The 20,766-nt window shown below is 70.6% G+C and carries 15 protein-coding genes; 4 read left to right on the top strand and 11 right to left on the bottom strand.

Going from position 1 to position 20,766, the window contains the following annotated elements; all coding sequences use genetic code 11:
* Positions 1 to 53 precede the first annotated feature (53 nt).
* From hpt to Q0Z83_RS45390, 5 genes are all read right to left on the bottom strand, one after another.
* Entirely contained in the window at positions 54 to 629 is a 576-nt protein-coding gene (gene hpt, locus Q0Z83_RS45410; RefSeq protein ID WP_317789745.1) for a hypoxanthine phosphoribosyltransferase, read from the bottom strand.
* Positions 630 to 694: 65 nt separating this feature from the next.
* Complete coding sequence (gene tilS, locus Q0Z83_RS45405; protein WP_317789744.1) at positions 695 to 1,669, bottom strand: tRNA lysidine(34) synthetase TilS; 975 nt, start codon at positions 1,667 to 1,669, stop codon at positions 695 to 697.
* Positions 1,670 to 1,671: 2 nt separating this feature from the next.
* Positions 1,672 to 2,712 (bottom strand): zinc-dependent metalloprotease, encoded by a 1,041-nt coding sequence (locus Q0Z83_RS45400; protein WP_317789743.1) that lies wholly within the window; start codon positions 2,710 to 2,712, stop codon positions 1,672 to 1,674.
* A gap of 63 nt (positions 2,713 to 2,775) precedes the next feature.
* On the bottom strand, positions 2,776 to 4,707 hold the full coding sequence (dacB, locus tag Q0Z83_RS45395; RefSeq protein ID WP_317789741.1) for a D-alanyl-D-alanine carboxypeptidase/D-alanyl-D-alanine endopeptidase: 1,932 nt from the start codon (positions 4,705 to 4,707) through the stop codon (positions 2,776 to 2,778).
* A 1,934-nt stretch (positions 4,708 to 6,641) separates the two neighbouring features.
* Entirely contained in the window at positions 6,642 to 6,848 is a 207-nt protein-coding gene (locus Q0Z83_RS45390) for a hypothetical protein (protein ID WP_317789740.1), read from the bottom strand.
* Between the two features lie 445 nt (positions 6,849 to 7,293).
* Here Q0Z83_RS45390 and Q0Z83_RS45385 point away from each other — a divergent pair, with 445 nt between their 5' ends.
* A complete protein-coding gene (locus Q0Z83_RS45385; protein WP_317789739.1) occupies positions 7,294 to 7,803 on the top strand; it encodes an inorganic diphosphatase in 510 nt (169 codons plus the stop codon).
* 162 nt (positions 7,804 to 7,965) lie between these two features.
* Here Q0Z83_RS45385 and eccD read toward each other — a convergent pair whose 3' ends face one another.
* Complete coding sequence (gene eccD / locus Q0Z83_RS45380) at positions 7,966 to 9,381, bottom strand: type VII secretion integral membrane protein EccD (protein ID WP_317797301.1); 1,416 nt, start codon at positions 9,379 to 9,381, stop codon at positions 7,966 to 7,968.
* A 155-nt stretch (positions 9,382 to 9,536) separates the two neighbouring features.
* Between eccD and eccCa the strand changes: the two genes are divergently transcribed.
* Both eccCa and mycP read left to right on the top strand, forming a co-directional pair.
* Entirely contained in the window at positions 9,537 to 13,478 is a 3,942-nt protein-coding gene (gene eccCa / locus Q0Z83_RS45375; protein ID WP_317789738.1) for a type VII secretion protein EccCa, read from the top strand.
* A gap of 251 nt (positions 13,479 to 13,729) precedes the next feature.
* Complete coding sequence (gene mycP / locus Q0Z83_RS45370) at positions 13,730 to 15,001, top strand: type VII secretion-associated serine protease mycosin (RefSeq protein ID WP_378079112.1); 1,272 nt, start codon at positions 13,730 to 13,732, stop codon at positions 14,999 to 15,001.
* A gap of 251 nt (positions 15,002 to 15,252) precedes the next feature.
* Here mycP and Q0Z83_RS45365 read toward each other — a convergent pair whose 3' ends face one another.
* From Q0Z83_RS45365 to Q0Z83_RS45345, 5 genes are read right to left on the bottom strand one after another with little or no spacing between them, the layout of a single operon-like run.
* Positions 15,253 to 16,431, bottom strand: a complete 1,179-nt coding sequence (locus tag Q0Z83_RS45365) for a MarP family serine protease (protein WP_317789737.1) — start codon at positions 16,429 to 16,431, stop codon at positions 15,253 to 15,255.
* Between the two features lie 28 nt (positions 16,432 to 16,459).
* Positions 16,460 to 17,179, bottom strand: a complete 720-nt coding sequence (locus Q0Z83_RS45360) for an NUDIX hydrolase (RefSeq protein WP_317789736.1) — start codon at positions 17,177 to 17,179, stop codon at positions 16,460 to 16,462.
* Positions 17,176 to 17,808 (bottom strand): TlpA family protein disulfide reductase, encoded by a 633-nt coding sequence (locus Q0Z83_RS45355; RefSeq protein ID WP_317789735.1) that lies wholly within the window; start codon positions 17,806 to 17,808, stop codon positions 17,176 to 17,178. Before Q0Z83_RS45355 ends, Q0Z83_RS45360 begins: the two co-directional genes overlap by 4 nt.
* Positions 17,805 to 18,617 (bottom strand): endonuclease III, encoded by an 813-nt coding sequence (nth, locus tag Q0Z83_RS45350; RefSeq protein WP_317789734.1) that lies wholly within the window; start codon positions 18,615 to 18,617, stop codon positions 17,805 to 17,807. Before nth ends, Q0Z83_RS45355 begins: the two co-directional genes overlap by 4 nt.
* 22 nt (positions 18,618 to 18,639) lie before the next feature.
* On the bottom strand, positions 18,640 to 19,806 hold the full coding sequence (locus Q0Z83_RS45345) for a CapA family protein (RefSeq protein ID WP_317789733.1): 1,167 nt from the start codon (positions 19,804 to 19,806) through the stop codon (positions 18,640 to 18,642).
* Positions 19,807 to 20,013: 207 nt separating this feature from the next.
* Between Q0Z83_RS45345 and Q0Z83_RS45340 the strand changes: the two genes are divergently transcribed.
* Positions 20,014 to 20,691 (top strand): Crp/Fnr family transcriptional regulator, encoded by a 678-nt coding sequence (locus Q0Z83_RS45340; RefSeq protein ID WP_014447921.1) that lies wholly within the window; start codon positions 20,014 to 20,016, stop codon positions 20,689 to 20,691.
* The last annotated feature ends 75 nt before the right edge of the window (positions 20,692 to 20,766 follow it).

Here is a 20,766-nt window from a genome sequence, read left to right as displayed (position 1 = left end):
GGTGCAAAAACGCCCATAATGAACCATTACTGAGAACACGCTGAGAAAGCGGTTCAGCTACGGGCGTACACCTCGGGCTTGAGAACACCCACATAAGGCAGCTCCCGATACCGCTCGGCGAAGTCCAGGCCGTAGCCGACCACGAACTCGTTCGGGATGTCGAAACCCACGTAGCGAACCGGAACCTGCACCTTGACCGCATCCGGCTTACGGAACAGCGCCACCACCTCGACGCTGGCCGGCTGGCGCGACTCCAGGTACTTCATCAGCCAGGAGAGGGTCAGTCCGGAGTCCACGATGTCCTCGACGACGAGCACGTGCCGGCCGGCGATGTCCCGGTCCAGGTCCTTCAGGATCCGGACCACGCCCGACGAGGTCGTCCCCTGGCCGTACGACGAGACGGCCATGAACTCCATCTCGGTCGAGGGGCCGTGCTTGCCCAGCGCACGGGCGAAGTCGGCCATGAACATGACCGCGCCCTTCAGCACGCAGACGAGCAGGATGCCGCCGTCGGCGTCAGTGTGGTCCACAGACACCTGCTTGGCCAGTTCGTCGATCTTCTCCCGGATCTGTTGCTCCGAGATGATCACGTGGTCGATGTCGGTGTCGTACCAAGAGCCATCAGCCATGGGCCTAAGCCTGCCGTATCGAAGTTACCGTTCGGCGAACGGGGCCACTATCCGAACCGGATGCCTCAACTGATATCGGCCGGAACCACCCGGACGAGGTCCTCCGAGCGGCGTGCCACCCCTATTCCAGCGGGCAGAAACACCGGTCCCTGACCGTGCCAGTCGGTCACCAGCGCGTCCAGCGAGACCACATGACCGTACGCCAGCGCCCCACCGGGCGCCCCCAGCTCCCGCGCCCAGCGGTGCAGCACCCGGCCCCGGATCGCCGGCAGCATCGCGGCCAGCACCGGCACCGACAGGCCCGCCGCCGACCGGGCCGACTCCAGCGCCTGCGCGGACAACTCGTCCAGGGCCGCGTTGTCCGCCGCGACCAGCGCCGCGGTCCGGGCCAGGTTGGGCAGCACGGCCGGGCCGAGCGCGTCGACCAGAGCAGGCAGCGCCGAGGCACGGACACGCGAGCGGGCGTACGCCGGATCGGTGTTGTGCGGGTCCTCCCAGGGCGCCAGGCCCAGGGCGGCACACGCCTTCCGGGTGTCCGCCCGGGCCACCTCGAGCAACGGCCGGCGGAAGACCCCACGCCGGGCCGGCATGCCGGACAGCCCGCGCGGGCCGGCGCCCCGGGCCATCGCCAGCAGGACCGTCTCGGCCTGGTCGTCACGGGTGTGCCCGAGCAGCACCGCGGCCGCGCCCAGCTCGGCGGCGGCCGCACTCAACGCCTCGTACCGGGCGGTGCGGGCGGCCGCCTCCGGACCGCCGGGCAGGCCGGCCACCGAGACGGTGTCGATCCGCACCGGGTCCAGCCCGGCGTCGCGGGCCCACGCGGCCACCGACCGGGCACGCCGGTCCGAACCCTCCTGCAGGCCGTGGTCGACAGTGACCAGGCCGACCCGACGGCCACCGAACCGGGCCGCCGAAGCGAGTGCCAGAGAATCGGCTCCACCCGAGCACGCCACCAGGATCAGGGCATCCCCGGGAAGGTCGGCCAGGCCCCGGCGCACCGCCATGCGCACTGCCGCCACCGGCGGCGGGATCCTGGCCATGGTCAGCTGTGCACCCTCGCCACCCAGGCGTCCGGGTCGCCGAGCTCCTCCAGGCGGGGCAGCGTCAGCGGGGACTCGAAGATCTTGTTGAAGCCGGCCATGCCGACCCGCTCGTGCACACCGTGGACGAACTTGCGGCCCTCCGCGTACTGCCGCATCTTCACCTCGATGCCGAGCACCCGGCGCAGTGCCTTCTCCAAGGGGTTGCCGCTCTCGCGACGCCGGTTGAACTTGGCCCGGATCGACTCGACCGACGGGATCACCTCAGGGCCGACCCCGTCCATGACGAACTCGGCGTGCCCCTCCAGCAGCGTCATCAGAGCAGTCAGCCGGTCCAGTACGGCACGCTGCGCCGGGGTCTGCACGATGTCCAGTACGGACACCCGGCTCTCCTCGTCACGCAGCGCCTCGGAGAGTGTCGCCACGCCGCGGCGCAGTCGCTCCAGCACGTGCTCGCCGCCCTGCGAGGCGTCGACGAACGCCTGCACCTCGCCGAGGAAGTAGCCGCGCATCCACGGGACCGCGGTGAACTGGGTGCGGTGGGTCACCTCGTGCAGGCAGACCCAGAGCCGGAAGTCACGGGGATCGGCGTCGATCTTGCGCTCGACCTCGACGATGTTCGGCGCGTTCAGCAGCAGCTGACCCGGGTCGCCGGAGAACACCTCATATTGCCCGAGGACCCGGCCGGACAGGTACGCCAGCACCGTCCCGGCCTGCACACCGGTCACCCGCGAACCGATCGCGTCGACCAGCGGGCTCGGCTCCTTGTCACCGGACAGCCTGGTCACCAGCGGGCCGATCACCCGCTGGAGGCCGGCGATGTTCACTTTCGCCCAATCCTTGCGGTCCACCACCCGGACCGGCGGGACCTCGGTCTGCGAGGTCAATCCGGTGTACGCCGCAACGTGCACCGCCGCCTCGTCGGTCAGCGCCCGCAGCTCGGACACCACCTGAGTGGCCTCCTCGAAGGAGACCGCGGGCCCGGATTTGGACAGCGCGCCAGCGGTTGCGGCGGCCAGATCCCAGTCAACGAACTGCGCCATGCAGCCCACCGTACCCGCGCGGTTCCAGACCGCACTCAGGTGAAACCCCGGATCAGCGCGGACTCAGCAGCCGCAGTCCACCAATCTGGCCGCCACCCTGTCGATCGCCGCCCGGGCCGCGGTGGCATCCGGGCCGCCCTTGGCCATTATCGCGAAGGCGAGCACCCGCCGATCCCTGGTCACCAGCACTCCGGCCAGCGTGTTCACGCCGCTCAGGGAGCCGGTCTTGGCCCGTACGACACCCTGCGCCGTGGCATTGTCGCTGGGTGTGGCGAACCGCGTCTCCAGGGTTCCGGACCAGCCGGCCACCGGCAGGCCGTTGAAGATGTTGCCGAGCGCCGGCTGCGAACCTTCGGCGGCCAGCTCCAGAGTCTCCACCAGCAGTTCCGGGGTGATGCCGTTGCGGTTGGAGAGGCCGCTCGCGTCGTACAGCTTCGCCTGGTCGGCGGGAAGTCCCAGCTCAGCCAGCTTCTCGGCCATCGCCTCGGCCGCACCAGCGAAACTCGCCTCCTTGCCGGCCGCCAGCGCCACCTGCCGGCCCAGCACCTCGGCCAGCACGTTGTCGCTCTGCTGCAGCATCCAGTCGACCACCTGCACCAGCGGCGGCGACTGCACCCGGCCCAACTCGGCGCCGGGCGTCCAGGTTCCGCCCGCTTCCACCGGCGGCGACGCGTCGGCCGGGGCCGTGCCACGCTTCACCGACCCCTGCGGGGCGGCGATCATCTTGGCGAACAGCTTGCCCGCCGACAGCGCCGGATCGGCGAACCGCGGATCCCCGCCGAACTCGTTGTGCACCGGCTCGATCCGGCCCGCGTTCGTCATCAGCGACTGGATCCGGGCCACCTGGCCACCAGGGGAGACGTCCCAGGTGTCCCAGCCCGGCGCCGTCTCCGGCCCCTCGAACAGGGTGGTGTCCACCAGGACCCGGGTCGGTTTGACGCCGCCGAGCGCCTTCTTCACCTGCGCGGCCAGGTCGTCCAGCCGTGCGGCGCCCGGGAACAGGTCCTTGTCGTCCTCGAAGACGGCCAGCGTCGCGTCACCACCGCCGACGATCACCACCTCACCCGGGGCGCTCCCGGCCACGACCCGGGTCTCCAGCCGATAGGCGGCCCCCCGCGCGGCCAGCACGGACGCCGCGGTCAGCACCTTCGTGGTCGAGGCGGGCGTGGTCGCCTTCGTCGGGTTGCGCTCGTAAAGAATTGTGTCGCTCGCCACATCGAGTACCTGGATATGCACGGTGGGGCCGAGTGCTTTCGCGTTCACCAGCGGGTCTAGGGCCACCTTGACCGCGGCCACGTCCGGCACCGAGCCGTCCGCCTCGGCCGCCACCAGGACCGGTGTCGGCGTCGGTTCGGGCGTGGTCGGGGCCGGTGCGGGTGTCGTCCGGGCGGGCTCTCCGGTCAGTGCGTCGAGCCAGCCGTCGACCGGCCCGGGCCGAACGACGATGCCGACCGCGGCGGCCAAGACCGCCAAGACCAAAACCCCGACGACCAATTTGGTACGGGACCCGCGCCCCGTTTTCACCTCGGCCGGAGCCACCTCGTCACCGGGTGCGGCCGGCGGCGGAGCGAGGGGCACACTCGCCCGGGCGGTACTCGGAGCCACCGACGCCCGCCCATATCGCCCGGCCTCAACCGCCCCCACCGGCCCGACGCCGGGCACAGCCGCCTTCGCCGCCGCCTTCGCCGCCGAACCAGCACCGCCGGCCGCCGCACTGCCCGCCACCGCCGCACGGCCAGGGGCCGCCGCTCTTGCCGTGGTCGGCCCGGTGACCTGCGCGGATCCCTTCGACGGTGGAGCGCTGACCGGCGCCGCACCCTTGGCCACCGGACCACCGGCCGGTGCACTGCCCTTCGCCGGCGACGGCCCGGCGGCATTCGTGCCCGCTGTACCGGTATCCGGCTGTCCGGCACGCTGAGCCGCGGTCCCGGCCGATCCGAGGTTGATGGTGCGGTCCGGGTCGACCGGTCGCTGGAGACTGACGGTGCGATCCATATCGACAGGCTGCGCTGGATTCACCGGACGCTGGAGACTGTGAGTCCGTTCCGGGTCCACAGATTCCTGCGGACCGGCCGGACGCTTCAGATCCGCCGGTTCCTGCGGACTAGCCGGACGCTTCAGACCCGCCGGTTCCTGCAGACTCGCCGGACGCTTCAGACCCGCCGGACGCGGAAGGCTCGCGGTTCGGTCCGGATCCACCGGACGCTGCGGTTCCGGCAGCTGAAGGCTCGCCGTCCGGTCCGGATCCACCGGACGCTGCGGTTCCGGCTGCCGAAGACTCGCCGTCCGGTCCGGATCCGCTGAAGTCGGGCTTGCCGTCCGGCCTTGGGCAGCGGACCGGTCGATGGTCGCGGTCTGATCCGGGTCGATCGCCTTGCCCTGCTCAACGGCAGGTCGCTGGCCGGCAACCGGTTGCTGCCGTTCAGCGGCCTGCCCCCCACCCTGGACCGAAGCACGACCCGAACCAGCACCAGGCACCGCGGCTTGCCCCGCCGGAGCGCCCTTGACGGCCGAGCCCGACGCGCTCCCCTTGGCGGCCGGACCCGACGCGGCCCCCTTGGTCTCCTGTCCCGCCCCACCTATTCGAGTAGCCGGCGCCGCTTCGCCCGGCGCGGCGCCCTTAGCGGCCGGGACCGTCGCCACACCTTCAGCGCCCTTAGCGACCGGGACCGTCGCGACACCTTCGGCGCTCTGCGTCGCCTGACTTGAGGCACCGCCGTCAGCACCACGGCCTGCCACAGCATCCTTGGCTTCCGCAGTCGTCGCGGTGTCCTCAACCGGCTGGCCCGAGACGTCCTTGGGCGTCTGAACTGCCGCAGCGCTCTTGGGGGCCTGGCCCGGTGCGGCACCTTCGACAGGCTGCGTAGCCGTCTGACCTGACGCAACACGCTTGGACGGCCCGCTCGGCGCAGCACTCTCGGCTGTCTCCGCCGTTGCGGCATTCTCAACGGGCTGGCCGGGCACAGCTTCCTTGCGCGACTGAGTTGCCGCAGCGCCCTTGGCCGCCTGGCCCGGCGGCGCACCCGTCGCAGCTTCGCTCGACGCTGCGCCCTTGGCCGCTTCGCTCGGCGCAGCACCCTCGGGCGACTTGGCCGCCGGAACGCCCTCGCCGCTCGGAGGCGCCGATTTGCCCGGATCTGCGGGCTGGGCGCTTTGCTCGGCGATCCGGTTCGGCGTAGCGCTCTGGTCGGTCGGCTGCGTGGTCGGCCGGGAAGCGGGGACCTGGTTGCTCAGGTCTGTCGGACGGCCCGGAACCGCACCCGCGCCGGGTTCAGCGGGCCGACCCGAGTCTGCGCCGGACACGGCGGAACGGTTTGGCGGGGTGCTCTGGCCAAGATTCTCGGGACGGTTCGGAACACTGCTTCCACCCTGCTCACCGGATCCGCTCGAGCCCGGGCTGGAAGCGGCCGCACCGACCGGTCCGGGCAGCCCCGCGGCCCAGGCTCCACCTGCGGTGCCCTGCCCCGGACGCGCGCCGGGCCAGTTCCCGACCGGACCCGGCCCACTCGCCGGATAGTGCCCGGCCCCGGCCACCGGCGGCGCGAAGGATGCGCTGCCGGCCGCGGACGCCGCCGATCCCGTCGACGAACCTGCCGAACCCGGCGAGACTGCCGAGCCCAGCGAACCTGCCGACCCCGGCGAACCCGGCGAACCCGGCGAACCTGCCGGTGTCTGACCAGATGCCGAGACTGGAATCCCGAGGTCTTGGACCGAGGCGCTTCCACGCGCGGGAGACCGCTGCTCGGGAATCACCCTCGGCGCATACCCGGTTGCCTGTAGCGGCCCGACCGCCGATCCCGACACAGGTGCCGTACCAGACACGGGTGCCGATGCCGATGTGGAAGAGGATCCAGAGGCCGCCGGCACCGCCACAACGGCCGGACCGGGCTCCACTTGCGGAGCCTGAGGAGCCGACCGACCCGCCGCCATCATCGATGCGTCGACCATTTGAACCGATATAGGCTTTTGTGCAGGAGAATTCGCGGCCTTGCCAGCGGAAACGGCAGCATCAGCAGACGCGACGGCACCGGCGGGCGCAGACGTGGAAGCGCCAGTGGGTGCGTCGGTGTCGGCAGACACGGCAGCACCGGCAGCACCGGCAGCACCGGCAGCACCGGCAGCACCGGCAGCAACAACGGGCGTGGGTGTGGCGGCGGATGCAGGGGTGGATGGTGGGACCGCCGGGACAGGGTCGTCCTGCTGCCACGGGAAGGGTTGTCGCCCGTCGCCCGTCGACGGAGGGACGGCCACCCCACCGGGCGACAGGGTCACATCCGGGCGCGACTCATCCACGATGCCCGAATTGTCAGGCAATGTCGAGGTTGAGGGTGACGAATCGGTCGTTCGCCTAGCCTCTTCGGGTGCCGGTTGCGAACCCGACACGCCGTGTCCCTCCGGACCGTCATGTGAATCTTGCCTCGTCACACGCCCCTCCTCGCCCGTGGCGTCAGACTTAGGGGAGACTAGCGACATCCGGCACACCGTTGCGCGCGGATCCTGCGGGCCCTGCTTCCATGCCCCGCTTCCCCGCCCGGCGGACCACCGGTCTATTCAAGCGGGCAAGCAAAAGGGGAGCGAATAATGGATTTCGACGTCTTGGTTGAGATCCCCAAGGGGCAGCGCAACAAGTACGAGGTGGACCACAAGACCGGACGTATCCGGCTGGACCGGACCCTCTTCACCGCGACACAGTATCCCGCGGACTACGGCTACATCGAGGGCACCCTCGGGCAGGATGGCGACCCGCTGGACGCTCTGGTGCTGATCCAGGAGCCGACCTTCCCCGGCTGTCTGGTCCGCGCCCGCGCGATCGGGATGTACCGGATGACCGACGAGAAGGGCCGCGACGACAAGGTCATCTGCGTGCCGTTCGAGGACCCGCGCCAGGAGCACCTGCGCGACATCCACCACCTGGGCGAGTTCGACCGCCTGGAGATCCAGCACTTCTTCCAGGTCTACAAGGACCTGGAGCCGGGCAAGTCGGTCGAGGGCGCGACCTGGGTCGGCCGGATCGAGGCCGAGGCCGAGATCCGTGCCTCCTTCAAGCGTGAGGAAGCCGCCCAGGCCGAGGGCGAGCACGGCGAGCACTGACCGCAAGCTCCCGCGAACCGCTGACGACCGCACCTGCGGGGCCCTGGGCCTCGCAGGTGCGGTCGTATTCGACCGGGAATCGGGAAGCAGAAGAGCGGAAGCAGGAAAGCGGAAGCAGGAAAGCGGAAGCAGGAAAGCGGAAGCAGGAAAGCGGGAACGGGCTCAGGTCAGGCCGGAGACGGCGCTGTAGAGACCGGTCACCGCGCACGCGACCGGGATGACCGAGACGACGATCAGGGCATCCACGATGTCGGCGGCCCGGCCCAGGTAGGGCGACGGCGGCCGATCCGCGTACCGCGCTCCGGCCACGACGGTGACCAGCGCGACCAGGACGGCCCCGGCGATCACCACGGGTAGGGCGTCGCCCGCCCCGGTGAGCAGGTCGACGCCGAGGGCGGCGCCTCCGGCGAGGCCCGCGGCGAGCACCGGCACCCGGTGCCGGCGGGTGACGAAAAGGCGCGAACGAAGCAGCAGCGCGAGCGAACTGACCGCGATCAACGCACGGGACGCGAGCGTCCCGGCGGTGGCGAGCACGGCGAAGGCGCCGACGGCCAGCACGGCGTGGCCGAGGAGCATGCCGGCCAGGAGCTCATCGGTACGGGCCACCGAAGCGAAAACCGCCCCGCGCTCAGGCAGCTTACGAACCGTGTCGGCGCCGGCCCGGGGCGTCTCGTCAGTGACCGACTCGGTGCCCGGGGGCAGGGCGATCGGCGGCAGTGGCGTCCGCCCGAACCGCACCGCGAGCAGCGGCAGCATCCCGATCCCGCAGACCAGTGCCGAGATCAGGATCGCGGCCCCACCGGCGGCCGTGGTGAACAGGCCGGTGGCCGCGGTGACCGCCCCGAGCAGCCCGACCGTGACACCGGCGGTGAAGAACCGCGCACCGGCCGCCACTCCGGCCCCGGCGAGTGCGGACACGAGCAGGACCGCGACCGAACCGGCGAGCAGTTCCGGCCCGCCCATCCAGGGCACCGGGGCGAGCACACCACCGGTCCCGTACGAGGTGATCAGGAGTGCCCCACCGGCGAACGCGTAGGGCAGCGCGTATCCGCCGAGTGCGATGCCGGCGCGGGCATCCCCGTACGCCCGGGAGGCAACCGTCCCGACAAGAGTGAGAAGGATCGCAACGCCGAGCCCGACCACCCCCGGCACGCCGCCGGAGCCGGCCGCGAGCAGGGCCGGGATGCCGAGGCCGAGAGGTACCGCGGCCGCCGCCAGGGTGGCCGTACGACTGGCGGCCGGGGTCCACACACCGCCACGCTGCCGGGCGCCCTCGGCGATGGCCTCGACCACGTCGTCGTATTCGAGCTCCGGCCACTCCTCCCCGGCCGGCACCAGGTGGAGCACTTCTCCGTCCCGTACACCCTGAGGGTGTAGACCTTGCGCGGTCGCCAGGGCGACGCCGTCGCCGCGCCGCAGCACCCATCCGCCGTGCCGCTCGCCCTCGTCGGCGAGGCCTTCGCCGGCGTGTCGCAGGACCTCCGGCAGCAACTCGGCCAGGGGCACCTGCTCGGGGAGGGCCACGTCGACCCGCCGTTGCGGCGCGCTGATGGTCACGCGGGCCAGACCGACGCTCACCTGGTAGTCCTTCCGTTCGTCCACAGCCGGGGCCGGAGGTTATGCACATCGCCCGGGACGAGGCTGCGGGATCGACGGAACTTTACCTAGAGTGGGCCGGTCGTGAAGTCCCGAGATCTGGCGGGGCGGCCGGAGCCGGAGTTCAAGGGGGCGGGATGGGCACCGTGATGATCAAGCGGGCGGCCCGTCGACCGGCTCCGGAGATCCCGGAGGGGCAGCTGACCGTCGAGCCGCCGCCGGAGATCCCGGAGGCCGCGGGTTCGCGCTGGCAGCAGTGGCTGATGGCGCTGCCGATGCTGGGCGGCACGATGGCCATGGCGATGATGATGGGCCAGGGGCGCGGGGGCGCGTACTCGTACGTCATCGGTGGTCTTTTCGGGGTTTCCTCGCTGGCCATGATGATGACCTCGTTCGGCGCCTCGGGGGCGCCGCGCAAGGCCGAGATGATGGCCGCCCGCCGGGAATATCTGCGGCATCTCGCCTCGCTGCGCAAACGGGTCCGGGAGACCGCGCGGATGCAGCGACTCGGCCTTCTCTACCGGCATCCGGATCCGGAGCGGCTGTGGTCGACCGCCGACAGCCACCGGGTCTGGGAGCGCCGTCCCGGCGACCCCGATTTCGGAGTGGTACGGGTGGGTCTGGGCCCGCAGACGCTGGCGACGCCATTGGTCCCGCCGGTGACCAGGCCGCTGGACGAGCTGGAGCCGATGACCGCCGGTGCGCTGCGCCGGTTCCTCGACGCGTATTCGGTGGTGCCCGACCTGCCTGTCGCGATGTCCTTGCGCGGTTTCGCCCGGGTGTATGTCCGTGGTGACGCACCGGGCGCTGAGGGGCCGCGGGCACTGGTCCGGGCGGTCCTGACCCAGCTCGCCGTCTTCCACGCCCCGGAGGACCTGGTGATCGCGGTCTGCGCGGGTCGGGACGCCCGGCCGTACTGGGAGTGGGTGAAGTGGCTGCCGCACGCCCAGCATCCGACGCTCACCGACGCGCTGGGCCCGATCCGGTTGGTGGCGGGTGACGAGCCGAGCCTGGCCGGGATTCTGGAGCAGGTGATCGGGTCACGGCCGCGGTTCCACCCCGGTGGCGGCGGCGGGAGCACCCCGCACGTGCTGGTCGTGGTCGACGGCGCGGAGCCGGCCACCACCCGGCTGGACGACGCGCTGGACGGTCTGACCGTGCTCGACCTGGACACCATGCCACCTCGGCTGCTGGACCGGTCGTCGCTGGTGCTCGAAGTCCGTACCGATGGGATCCTCGGCACCTGGACGATGGATCAGGAGAGCGAGGCGGGCCGGGCCGACGGGCTGACCGTCGACGAGGCCGAGGCGGTGGCCCGGCGGCTGGCGCCGCTGCGCCTGGCGACCGCGCCGGATGCCGGTGGCAACACCCCGGCCGCGACCGAGACCGGCCTGCCCGAGCTGCTGGGCATCCCCGACCCGGAGAACTTCTCGGTGAGCCGGGGCTGGCCGGTCCGCCTGCACCGGGACCGACTGCGGGTGCCGATCGGTGTCAGCGACGACGGCATGCCGGTCGAGCTGGACCTGAAGGAGTCGGCGCAGGAGGGCATGGGCCCGCACGGGCTGCTCGTCGGCGCGACCGGTTCCGGTAAGTCGGAGCTGCTGCGCACCCTGGTGCTGGCGCTCGCGGCGACCCATTCGTCGGAGATCCTCAACTTCGTTCTGATCGACTTCAAGGGCGGCGCCGCGTTCGCCGCCTGTGACCGGCTGCCGCACACCGCCGCTCTGGTCACCAACCTGGAAGACGCGCTGCCGCTGGTCGACCGGATGGCCGACGCGCTGGAGGGTGAGCTGAGCCGGCGGCAGGAGCTGCTCCGCAAGGCGGGCAACTACGCGGGACAGTACGACTACGAGAAGGCGCGGGCCGGTGGGGCGCCGCTGGCTCCGCTGCCGACGCTGTTCGTGGTCTGTGACGAGTTCACCGAGATGCTGGAGAAGCGGCCGCACTTCATCGACATCTTCCTGCAGATCGGGCGGCTCGGACGGTCGCTCGGCGTGCACCTGCTGCTGGCGAGCCAGCGACTCGAGGACGGGCGGCTGCGTGGTCTGGACACGCATCTGTCGTACCGGATCGGTCTGCGGACGTTCTCCGCCCTGGAGTCGCGGGCCGTGCTCGGTGTGCCTGATGCGTTCGAGCTGCCCCGCTCCCCCGGTAACGGCTACATGAAGTTCGGCACCGAGCCGCTGATCCGGTTCAAGGCCGCCTACGTGGGTGGTCCGGTGCGGCGGGCCGGCCGGTCCGGTGGCCGTGCCGATTCGGGTGGTGTCCAGGTGCTGCCGTGGACCACGCAGCACGTCGCGGCTCCGACAGCCGCACCGAAACAGGTGCAGACGGTCGACGACGACGGGCCGAAACTGGCCGACGTGATGATCGAGCGGATGATCGGGCAGGGGCCACCGGCGCACCAGGTGTGGCTGCCGCCGTTGGACGAGTCCGCGCTCCTCGACGAGTTGCTCGGGCCGGTCGGTGTCACGCCCGGCCGTGGGCTGACCTTCACCAACCCGGCTCTGCACAACCGGCTCCAGGTGCCGATCGCGGTCATCGACAAACCGCGCGAGCAGGTTCGTGACGTCATGTGGCTCCAGCTGGCCGGTGCGGCCGGGCACGTGGCGGTGGTCGGTGGCACGCAGAGCGGCAAGTCGACGGCGCTGCGCACCCTGGTGTGCGGGCTGGCGCTCACCCACACCCCGGCCGAGGTGCAGATCTACTGCATGGACTTCGGGGGTGGCGGTCTCGGGACGCTCCGTGACCTGCCGCACGTGGGCGGGGTGTTCGCCCGGCTCGAGGCGGAGGGGGTACGCCGTACCGTCGGCGAGATGATGACCCTGCTCGCCGAGCGGGAGGCCCGGTTCGCCGAGCTGGGGGTCGAGTCGATGGCGGCCTACCGCAGCCGGCGTGCGGGCGGCGGCAACGATCCGTTCGGTGACGTGTTCATCGTGGTCGACGGTTGGAGCACCGTCCGCAAGGAGTTCGAGGAGCTGGAGCCGGTCCTCACCGACCTGGCCACGCGCGGTCTGTCCTACGGCATCCACCTGGTGGCCGCGACCTCCCGCTGGATGGACTTCCGGCCGGCCATGCGCGATCTCTTCGGTTCACGGCTCGAACTGCGGCTCGGTGACCCGTCGGACTCGATCATCGGCCGGCGCGCGGCCGAGGCGGTCCCCGACGAGGCGCCCGGCCGCGGCATGATTCCGCACCCGTCCGACCGGGCCAAGGGCCTGCACCTGCTCACGGTCCGGCCCGAGGTCAGCTCGATCGGCGACACCCCGGCGCTGGTCAAGTCGATCGCGGCGGCCTGGGAGGGGCAGCCCGCTCCGCGCGTGCGCCTGTTGCCGGCGGCGGTGCCGTACACGTCTCTGGAAGTGGATCGGGGCAGCGGCCTGCGGATCCCGATCGGCATCGCCGAGGCCGACCTGCGGCCGGTCGAGATCGACTTCGCGTCCGACCCGCACTTCCTGCTGTTCGGTGACGCCGAGTCCGGCAAGACGTCGTTCCTGCGGTCGATCGCGACCACGCTGACCAGCCGGTTCCGGCCGGAGGAGTGCCGGATCATCCTGGTCGACTATCGGCGCAGCCTGATGGACCTGCCGGAATCCGAACACCGCATCGGGTACGGCATGCAGGCCCAGCAGACCCAGGATCTGATCCTGTCCGCCGCCGGCTACATGCAGCGTCGTCTGCCCGGCCCCGATGTCACCGCCCGTGAGCTGCGGGAGCGCTCCTGGTGGACCGGGCCCGAACTGTTCGTCCTGGTCGACGACTACGACCTGGTGGTGTCCGGGCCGACCAACCCGCTGACGCCGCTCGTGGAGTACCTGCCGCAGGCCCGGGACATCGGCCTGCACCTGGTGCTGACCCGGCGGTCCGGCGGGGCTGGGCGGGCGCTCTACGAGCCGGTGATCCAGCGTCTGCGCGAGTTGTCGGCACCGGGCCTGGTGATGTCCGGGTCGCCTGACGAGGGCACGCTCATCGGGAACGTCAAGCCGTACCCTCTGCCACCGGGTCGTGGGCGCCTCATCACGCGACGTGAGGGGACCCGGCTGATCCAGGTCGCGCACGTGCCGCCGTTCCGAGACTGACGGTCACCCTCTCGTGATCGAGGTGAATGAACAGACAGGCGGTGCGATTGAGCGGGACGGACCACAGCGACACGCCGGTACGAGGTAGTAATCTCCCTCCATCGACTGACGACGCGCCCGATCGACCCCCTAGCGATTGACCGAAGCCACGACCGACCGTCTCAGAATGGCGACGCCGACCCGTGACCAGTGAGTATCGAAACCCGGCCGGACCGGCCGCGTGGGGTGGCACCCTCCGCAGGTCCGCGGCACTGACCCGCGGCGGACAGCGACTCGGGGCGGCCGCACTGGCCGGTCTTCTCGTGTTCGGCGTCCCAGCCGGCGCGAGCGCGGCCCCACCGCTGGCCGAGCCGATCCTCAACGGTGACAACGTCCGGGCCGACCAGTGGCAGCTGGACGCGTTGCGCCTCACCGACGCGTGGACCTACTCGGACGGCGTCGGCGTCACGGTCGCGGTCATCGACTCGGGTGTCGACGCCCACCACGTCGACCTGGAGGGTCAGGTGCTGCCCGGCATCGACCTGGTCGACCGCAAGACCGACTCCGGCGAGAGCGATCCGGTCGGTCACGGCACCACAGTCTCGGCGATCATCGCGGGCCGCAACGACGATCAGGCCGGTGTCGTCGGTATCGCCCCCAAAGCCAAGATTCTTCCGGTACGGGTGCTCGACGAGGACAACCGCTACGACGATGCGCTGATCGTGGCCAAAGGTGTGCGCTGGGCGGTCGACAACGGCGCCAAGGTGATCAACATGTCGCTCGGCGGCAGCGGCTCCAGCCCGACCCTCGCGGCGGCCATCGACTACGCGTTCGCCAAGGACGTCGTGGTGGTCGCGTGCACCGGCAACGCGACCGGCACGAGCACGACGAAGACCTCCAACTACGGGGTGTGGTATCCGGCTCGCGAACCCGGTGTGATCGCGGTCGGCGGCACCGAACGTGACGGCGAAGGGCTCTGGACCGGCTCCATCCGAGGTAAGGAGACCGTGGTGACAGCGCCCGCGACCGACCTGGTCGGGGCCCGTCCGGACGGCTACTGGCGGGTGCAGGGCACGAGTTTCGCGGCGCCGATGGTGGCCGCGACGGCGGCGCTGATCAGGTCCCGGTGGCCGGACATGTCAGCACCCGAGGTGGTCAACCGGATCATCCGGACCGCCTCGGACCGGGGCGCACCCGGCCGGGATCCGGAGTTCGGCTTCGGACTCGTCGACCCGGTCCAGGCGTTGACCGCCGACGTGCCGTTCGTGACCGGCAATCCGCTCGACAACACACCGCCACCGGGGGTCGCGCGGTTCGGCAGTGCACCGGCATCCGGGCAGGCTCAGTCGGCGCCGCAGCAGAGCACCGAGCCGTCCGGCGCCGCCCCGGCGGTACCGGGCGGCAACGTCGGCGGGTGGGCCGCCCCGGCCGAACCCGAGCCGGCCGATTCACCTACCGCCCGCTGGATAGCGATCATTCTGTTCCTGCTGTCCGCGGTCGCCGCCGCGATCACGATCCGCCGTTTCGCCGCCACCACCGGCTGACCCCACAACCACGGCCCGACACCGCAACCGGGCGCCACAACCACAGCCCGGCACCGCAAACGCGGGCCGAGCGGTGCGGGCGGTGATCGGCCGACCAGGGCGTTGCCGCGAGCGACACGGCGGGGCGGAACCGGGTCACCCAGGCGCCGCCGCAGCTGGGGGCGGGGACGATTCGGGCGTTACCGCGGTAGGTGTGGGGGCGGTTGTGGAAGGTGTAGCCGTACAATATTGGAGTTTTGTCGGTTATTGCCTCAGGCGCATTCGCCGGTTCGGACCTCGCGCGTGTTGGCCCGGCCGTTCTGGGCTACCGGGGACGCCTCTTCGGCCGTCAGGGCGAAGCCGACGTTCTTGTCGTCGGCCGCCGCCGCGAAGATGACGCCCAGCACGTCGCCGTTCGGGTCGATCAGCGGGCCGCCCGAGTTGCCGCTGCGAACCAGCGACTTGATCGTGTAGATGTCGCGGGTGACATCGCCCGACTCGTAGATGTCCGGGCCGGTGATGTCGCCGACGTCGCGGATCCGGGCGGACTGCGCGTTGTACGGCCCGTCCTGCGGATAGCCCAGCACGATGGCGCTGGCGCCGGTCGCCGCCTCCTTGCGGGTGAAGTTCATCACCGGGGCCTTGAGACCCGGAACGTAGAGGACGGCCAGATCGCGCTTCGGGTCGTAGACGACGACCTTGCCCTCGATCTGGCGGCCGTCGCTCTCCACCACCACCTCGCGGGTGCCGGCGACCACGTGCGCGTTTGTCATCACGCGCTCGGTGGCGTAGACGAAACCGGTGCCCTCGATGCGACGGGAACAGCTCGGTGCCGAGCCGAGGATCTTGAGGACCGAGTTCTTCGAGTCCTTGACCACCTTGGAACCGGCCAGGGCCGGGTCGGGGGCGGCCACCTCGCGGGCCTGGGTCCGGGCGAGGCCGCCGAAGACGTCCGGGAAGCCGTTGGTGTCGAGGGTGTCGCGCAGCCCGGAGGAGAGGGCCCGCACCTCCTCCGGCACGAGCTCGGTGACCCCGCCGAGGATCGCGCTGTCCCGAACCGCCGCATTGATCGCCGGGAACGGCGTCGAGCCGAACGGGACGGCGACCAGCCAGGCCGCGAAGAGGACCGCGACCACTGACACGAGTGCGCCGCCGGCGTCATCGAGGTACTGCACCGGCTTGCTCTGGATCACCTGCCGCAGGTTGGTGCCGAGCCAGCCGGCCAAGGTCTGGCCGAGGACCGCGAGAACGAGGATGACACCGAGTGCGACGACCAGCCGCACCGTGCCGTTCTCGAACTGGCGGGCCAGCAGCGGACCGAGCTGCAGACCGATGAGCACACCGCTGAAGAAGCCACCGAGCGACAGCGCGCCGATGACGAAGCCCTGGCGATATCCGCTGATCGCGAACAGCACCATGACCACGATCAGGAAAATATCGACCACGGGCACTCACTCAGCGTAGAAGTCGGGGGCCATCTCACGGCACCACCTCATCCGGCGCACCGCCACGGGCGGCCGGAACGGGGGCGGTGGCGTCCGGAAGTTCGACTATGCGGCCCGGCTCCCAGGGGAGCGCCCAACCGGCCATGTCCAGCAACGCAGCGATCACCCCAGCCGTGAAACCCCAGACGAGCAGCCCTCGGATCTGGAACGCGGGCCCGATCCAGCCACTCGGATGTCGCACCCGGATACGGTTCGCGGGGTCGGCCAGTTCACTGATCGGCAACCTGTCGACGTGTGCCACCTCGGCCGGCTGCAACGGATGCACCGGATGTGGCTTTCGCCACCAGGCGAGAACCGGGCTGACCACGAACCCGCTGACCGGGATCCACAGGTCCGGCAGCAGCGCCAGCACCTCGGCCGAGGCCGGGTCGAGGCCGACCTCCTCATTGGCCTCGCGCAGGGCGGTGGCCGGGGCGTCGGCATCCTCCGGATCGGTGGCGCCACCCGGGAACGCCGGCTGGCCGGCGTGGTTGCGCATGGTCGCGGCCCGCTGAAGGATCAGCAGGTCAGGTTGGCCGGGCCGGTCCTCGTCCTCGCCGATCAGGACCAGGACAGCGCTGGATCGGCCGCCGGCGCCGACCGGGCGGCGCAGCATGGTGAAGTCTTCGCTGCGGCACTCGGCGACCCTGGTGAGCAGCGGATCGAACCAGTCGGGCAGTCCGTCCGGCCGCCCCAGCACCTCACCCCGGCTCATCGGGCCACCGTAACGCCGAACTGTTTCCGCACCTGTTCGATCAACTGATCGACGTCCATGGCGTTGCGATGCACATACATCTCCCCATCGGCGTTGATGAAGACGGTGGCGGGCAGCATGGTCACACCCAGCCCACCGATGAACCGCTGCTCCGGATCGAAGAGAGTCGGAAAGGTGACACTCCGGTCGGTGGCGAAGTCGGCGGCTCTGGAACGGTCGTCGCGGGTGTCCACGCCGATCACGGTGAAGCGGCCGTCGGCACGGTCGGCGAGGCCCTGCATGACCGGAAGCTCCTCGCGGCACGGGCCGCACCAGGAGCCCCAGATGTTGATCACCGCGGGGCCGCGCAGGTCGCGTAGCCGCACCTCGGCGCCGCCGGTGAAGCACCGAAGCGAGATGTCCGGGATTTCGGGGACCGCCCCGCCGGTGAGGCCGTCGCAGGTCGCGAACGGCGACGGTATCTCCGGCTCCTCGACCGAGGCGGTACACCCGGCCAGACCGAAGGCGGCGACCAGACCGAGAACAGCGGCACCGACCAGCCGAGGAACGCCCGACCGGACACGCGAAGCCCGGCCGAGGCCGGGGACACGCGAAGCCCGGCTGAGGCCGGCCGGGACGGGCCCTCTCACGGCTCCTCCGGGGCCGCGACCGCCGCGGCCGGGACCAGATCGGGATCCACACCGGCGGCCGCCGCCAGATCGCGCGCCCGCGGGCCCTTCAACAGCTTCGCCGCCGGCGCCGCCTCGGTCGGCCCGGTCCCATACGACGGGCACATGGCGGCCAGCGTGCACGCCCCGCAGGCGGGCGTCCGCGAATGGCAGACCCGCCGCCCGTGGAAGATCACCCGGTGCGACAGCATCGTCCAGTCGCGTTTCTCGATCATCCCGGCCACGGCGAACTCGATCTTCACCTCATCCTGCTCGTCGACCCAGCCGAAGCGGTTGGTGAGCCGCCGGAAGTGGGTGTCGACGGTGATGCCGGGGACGCCGAACGCGTTGCCGAGCACCACATTCGCCGTCTTGCGCCCGATCCCGGGTAGCTTGACCAGCTGATCGAGCTTGCGCGGGACCTCGCCACGATGCCGGTCGAGCAGCGCCTGACCGAGCCCGATCAGCGAGTTGGTCTTGGCCCGGAAGAAGCCGGTGGGCCGGAGCAGCGTCTCCATCTCGGCACGGTCGGCGGCGGCGTAGTCGGCCGCCGAGCGGTAGCGCCGGAACAGCTCCGGGGTGACCTGGTTGACCCGCACATCGGTGGTCTGCGCGGACAGGATCGTCGCGACGGCGAGCTCGAGCGGGTTGGTGAAGTCGAGCTCGCAGTGCGCGTCGGGATGGGTCTCGGCGAGCACCCGGGCCATCTTGCGGGCCCGGCGTTTACGGCCCAGCTCCGTCTCGCCCGCGAAGCGCTGGGGCGCGAGTGTCGCGGTGCGGGGTCGGGTCACCGGTAAAGAGTACGTCGGCCGCTCACGCCGACGGCTTGATGCTGCCGTCGGTTCCGATGACCGCCGCGGTGTCGTCGAAGTCGGCCTCGGACAACTCGGCGACCATCTTGCGCCCGCGCTCGTCGGCCTTGTCCCGGGTGGGCACACCGGCGTCGTTGAGGTAGGTGGAGACGAACCTGCCCTCCACGTAGTCGCCCTCGGCGGTCAGCGACACGTGCAGCACGCCGGAGTATTTGAGGACGCCGTTGCGGGACAGGGTGCGGCCGCCGCCGGCGAAGTTGCCGAGGCTGTAGGCGATCAGCTTGCCCTTGTAGAACTCCATGCCCCGGAGCACGTGCGGCCCGTGCCCGACGACCAGGTCGGCCCCGGCGTCGATCACGGTGTGACTGAACTTGATCGGATCGCCCCGGTTCTCGCCGAAGAACAGCTCGTTGCCCGGTTTCACGTGTGTCTTGTCCGAGCCCTCGGCGCCCATGTGCACCTGCACGACTACGAGGTCGGCCTGCTCCGCCGCGGAAGAGACGACGGTCGCGGCGGCGTCCAGGTCGTTCAGGTTGTTGGCGCCCGCGTACGGCGAGAACCCGACCACCGCGACCTTGATCCCCTTGACCTCGACCACGGTGATCTGGTCCTCGGCCCCGGTGTGCTCCAGGCCGGCCGACTCCAGGGCCTCCACGGTGTTCTGGTAGCCCTGCGTCCCGTAGTCCTTGGAGTGGTTGTTGGCCGTGTTGAGCAGCTGGAACCCGGCCTCCTTGAGGTGCTCGGCGTACTTCGGCGGCGAGCGGAAGGCGAAGCAGTTGGGCCGTTTCGGCGAGCCGCACTTGGAGGTGCCGGTGTCGCCGGTGAGCGGCTGCTCCAGGTTGCCCATGACGAAATCGGACTTCAGGGCCTCGGTCACCGAGTCGAAGAAGCCCTCGCCGTCGTTGGCGGGCAGCTTGTCGGGCGCATCGCCCATGATGATGTCGCCGGTGGCCGACAGGCTGATCGACTCGACCGAGGTGGATTCCTCCACCGGTTTCCCGCTGACCCCGGCCGCAGGCTGCGACGAGGCGGGTGGGTTCCAGACCGGATCGGAGTCGCCTCCGACGAGACCACAACCCCCCAAAGCGCCACTGAATAGGACGAAAGTAGCGATACCGGCAGCCAGAAGGGGCCGGTTTTTATGGCGGGTCCGGGGGTGCGAATTCATCGACGCGGACGATACCGTCGTCCCGCAAGCGGTATCGACAGACGAAAGGCCTGTCCTGATATGCCCGGACCGCTGAATTGTCACAAGCGGTCAGGGCATTTCCGGTTACCGTCCAGTATCTGGATCAAGGGGTGGCCGCCCGTTTCCCGCCCGCGTGCGCCTAGACTGATCGAGCGCAGACGTTGCGCGTTTTCGAAAGGTGCGGCGATGGATGAGGTACTGGCCCGGAGCGGAATCTTTCAGGGTGTAGACCCGGAAGCCGCTGAGGCGCTCGCCAAGGAGATGGACACGATCGAAGTCCGCAAGGGCGACGTGGTCTTCAACGAGGGCGAGGCCGGCGACAGCCTGTATATCGTTCTGTCCGGCAAGATCAAGCTCGGTCGCCGAGCCGCTGACGGCCGGCAGAACCTCGTTTCCATCATGGGGCCCTCCGACATGCTCGGCGAGCTTTCCCTTTTCGACCCCGGGCCGCGTACGGCCACCGCCACCGCGGTGACCGACAGCCGCCTGGCCCGGTTGAAGAAGTCGTCGCTGCGTCCGTGGCTGAACAACCGGCCGGAGATCGCCGAGCAGCTGCTCCGCGTCCTGGCCCGCCGGCTGCGCCGCACCAACGACGCGCTCGCCGACCTGATCTTCACCGACGTGCCCGGTCGCGTCGCGAAGAACCTGCTGCAGATGGCGGGCCGCTTCGGCACCCGTGACGGCGGCGTCCTGCGGGTGACCCATGACCTCACCCAGGAGGAGCTGGCCCAGCTGGTCGGTGCCTCGCGGGAGACGGTCAACAAGGCGCTCGCCGACTTCGCCTCGCGGGCGTGGCTGCGCCTCGACGGCAAGAGCGTGATCATCCTCGACCCGGAGCGCCTGGCGCGCCGCGCGCGCGTCTGACCATCGCCTCCCAGGGGCTGTCCTTCACCGGACAGCCCCTTAGTCGTGCTGTCCCACAGGTCCGTGTCGCATCAC

Source organism: Actinoplanes sichuanensis, from assembly GCF_033097365.1.
GTDB lineage: Bacteria > Actinomycetota > Actinomycetes > Mycobacteriales > Micromonosporaceae > Actinoplanes > Actinoplanes sichuanensis.
This window is presented reverse-complemented; position numbering and strand designations above follow the sequence as displayed.

Coding starts and splice junctions, on each gene's coding strand:
- Q0Z83_RS45345 (WP_317789733.1), bottom strand. CDS start 19,806: ATGAATTCGCACCCCCGGACCCGCCATAAAAACCGGCCCCTTCTGGCT.
- Q0Z83_RS45340 (WP_014447921.1), top strand. CDS start 20,014: ATGGATGAGGTACTGGCCCGGAGCGGAATCTTTCAGGGTGTAGACCCG.
- dacB (WP_317789741.1), bottom strand. CDS start 4,707: ATGGATCGCACCGTCAGTCTCCAGCGACCGGTCGACCCGGACCGCACC.
- tilS (WP_317789744.1), bottom strand. CDS start 1,669: ATGGCCAGGATCCCGCCGCCGGTGGCGGCAGTGCGCATGGCGGTGCGC.
- Q0Z83_RS45360 (WP_317789736.1), bottom strand. CDS start 17,179: ATGAGCCGGGGTGAGGTGCTGGGGCGGCCGGACGGACTGCCCGACTGG.
- Q0Z83_RS45385 (WP_317789739.1), top strand. CDS start 7,294: ATGGATTTCGACGTCTTGGTTGAGATCCCCAAGGGGCAGCGCAACAAG.
- eccCa (WP_317789738.1), top strand. CDS start 9,537: ATGGGCACCGTGATGATCAAGCGGGCGGCCCGTCGACCGGCTCCGGAG.
- Q0Z83_RS45400 (WP_317789743.1), bottom strand. CDS start 2,712: ATGGCGCAGTTCGTTGACTGGGATCTGGCCGCCGCAACCGCTGGCGCG.
- hpt (WP_317789745.1), bottom strand. CDS start 629: ATGGCTGATGGCTCTTGGTACGACACCGACATCGACCACGTGATCATC.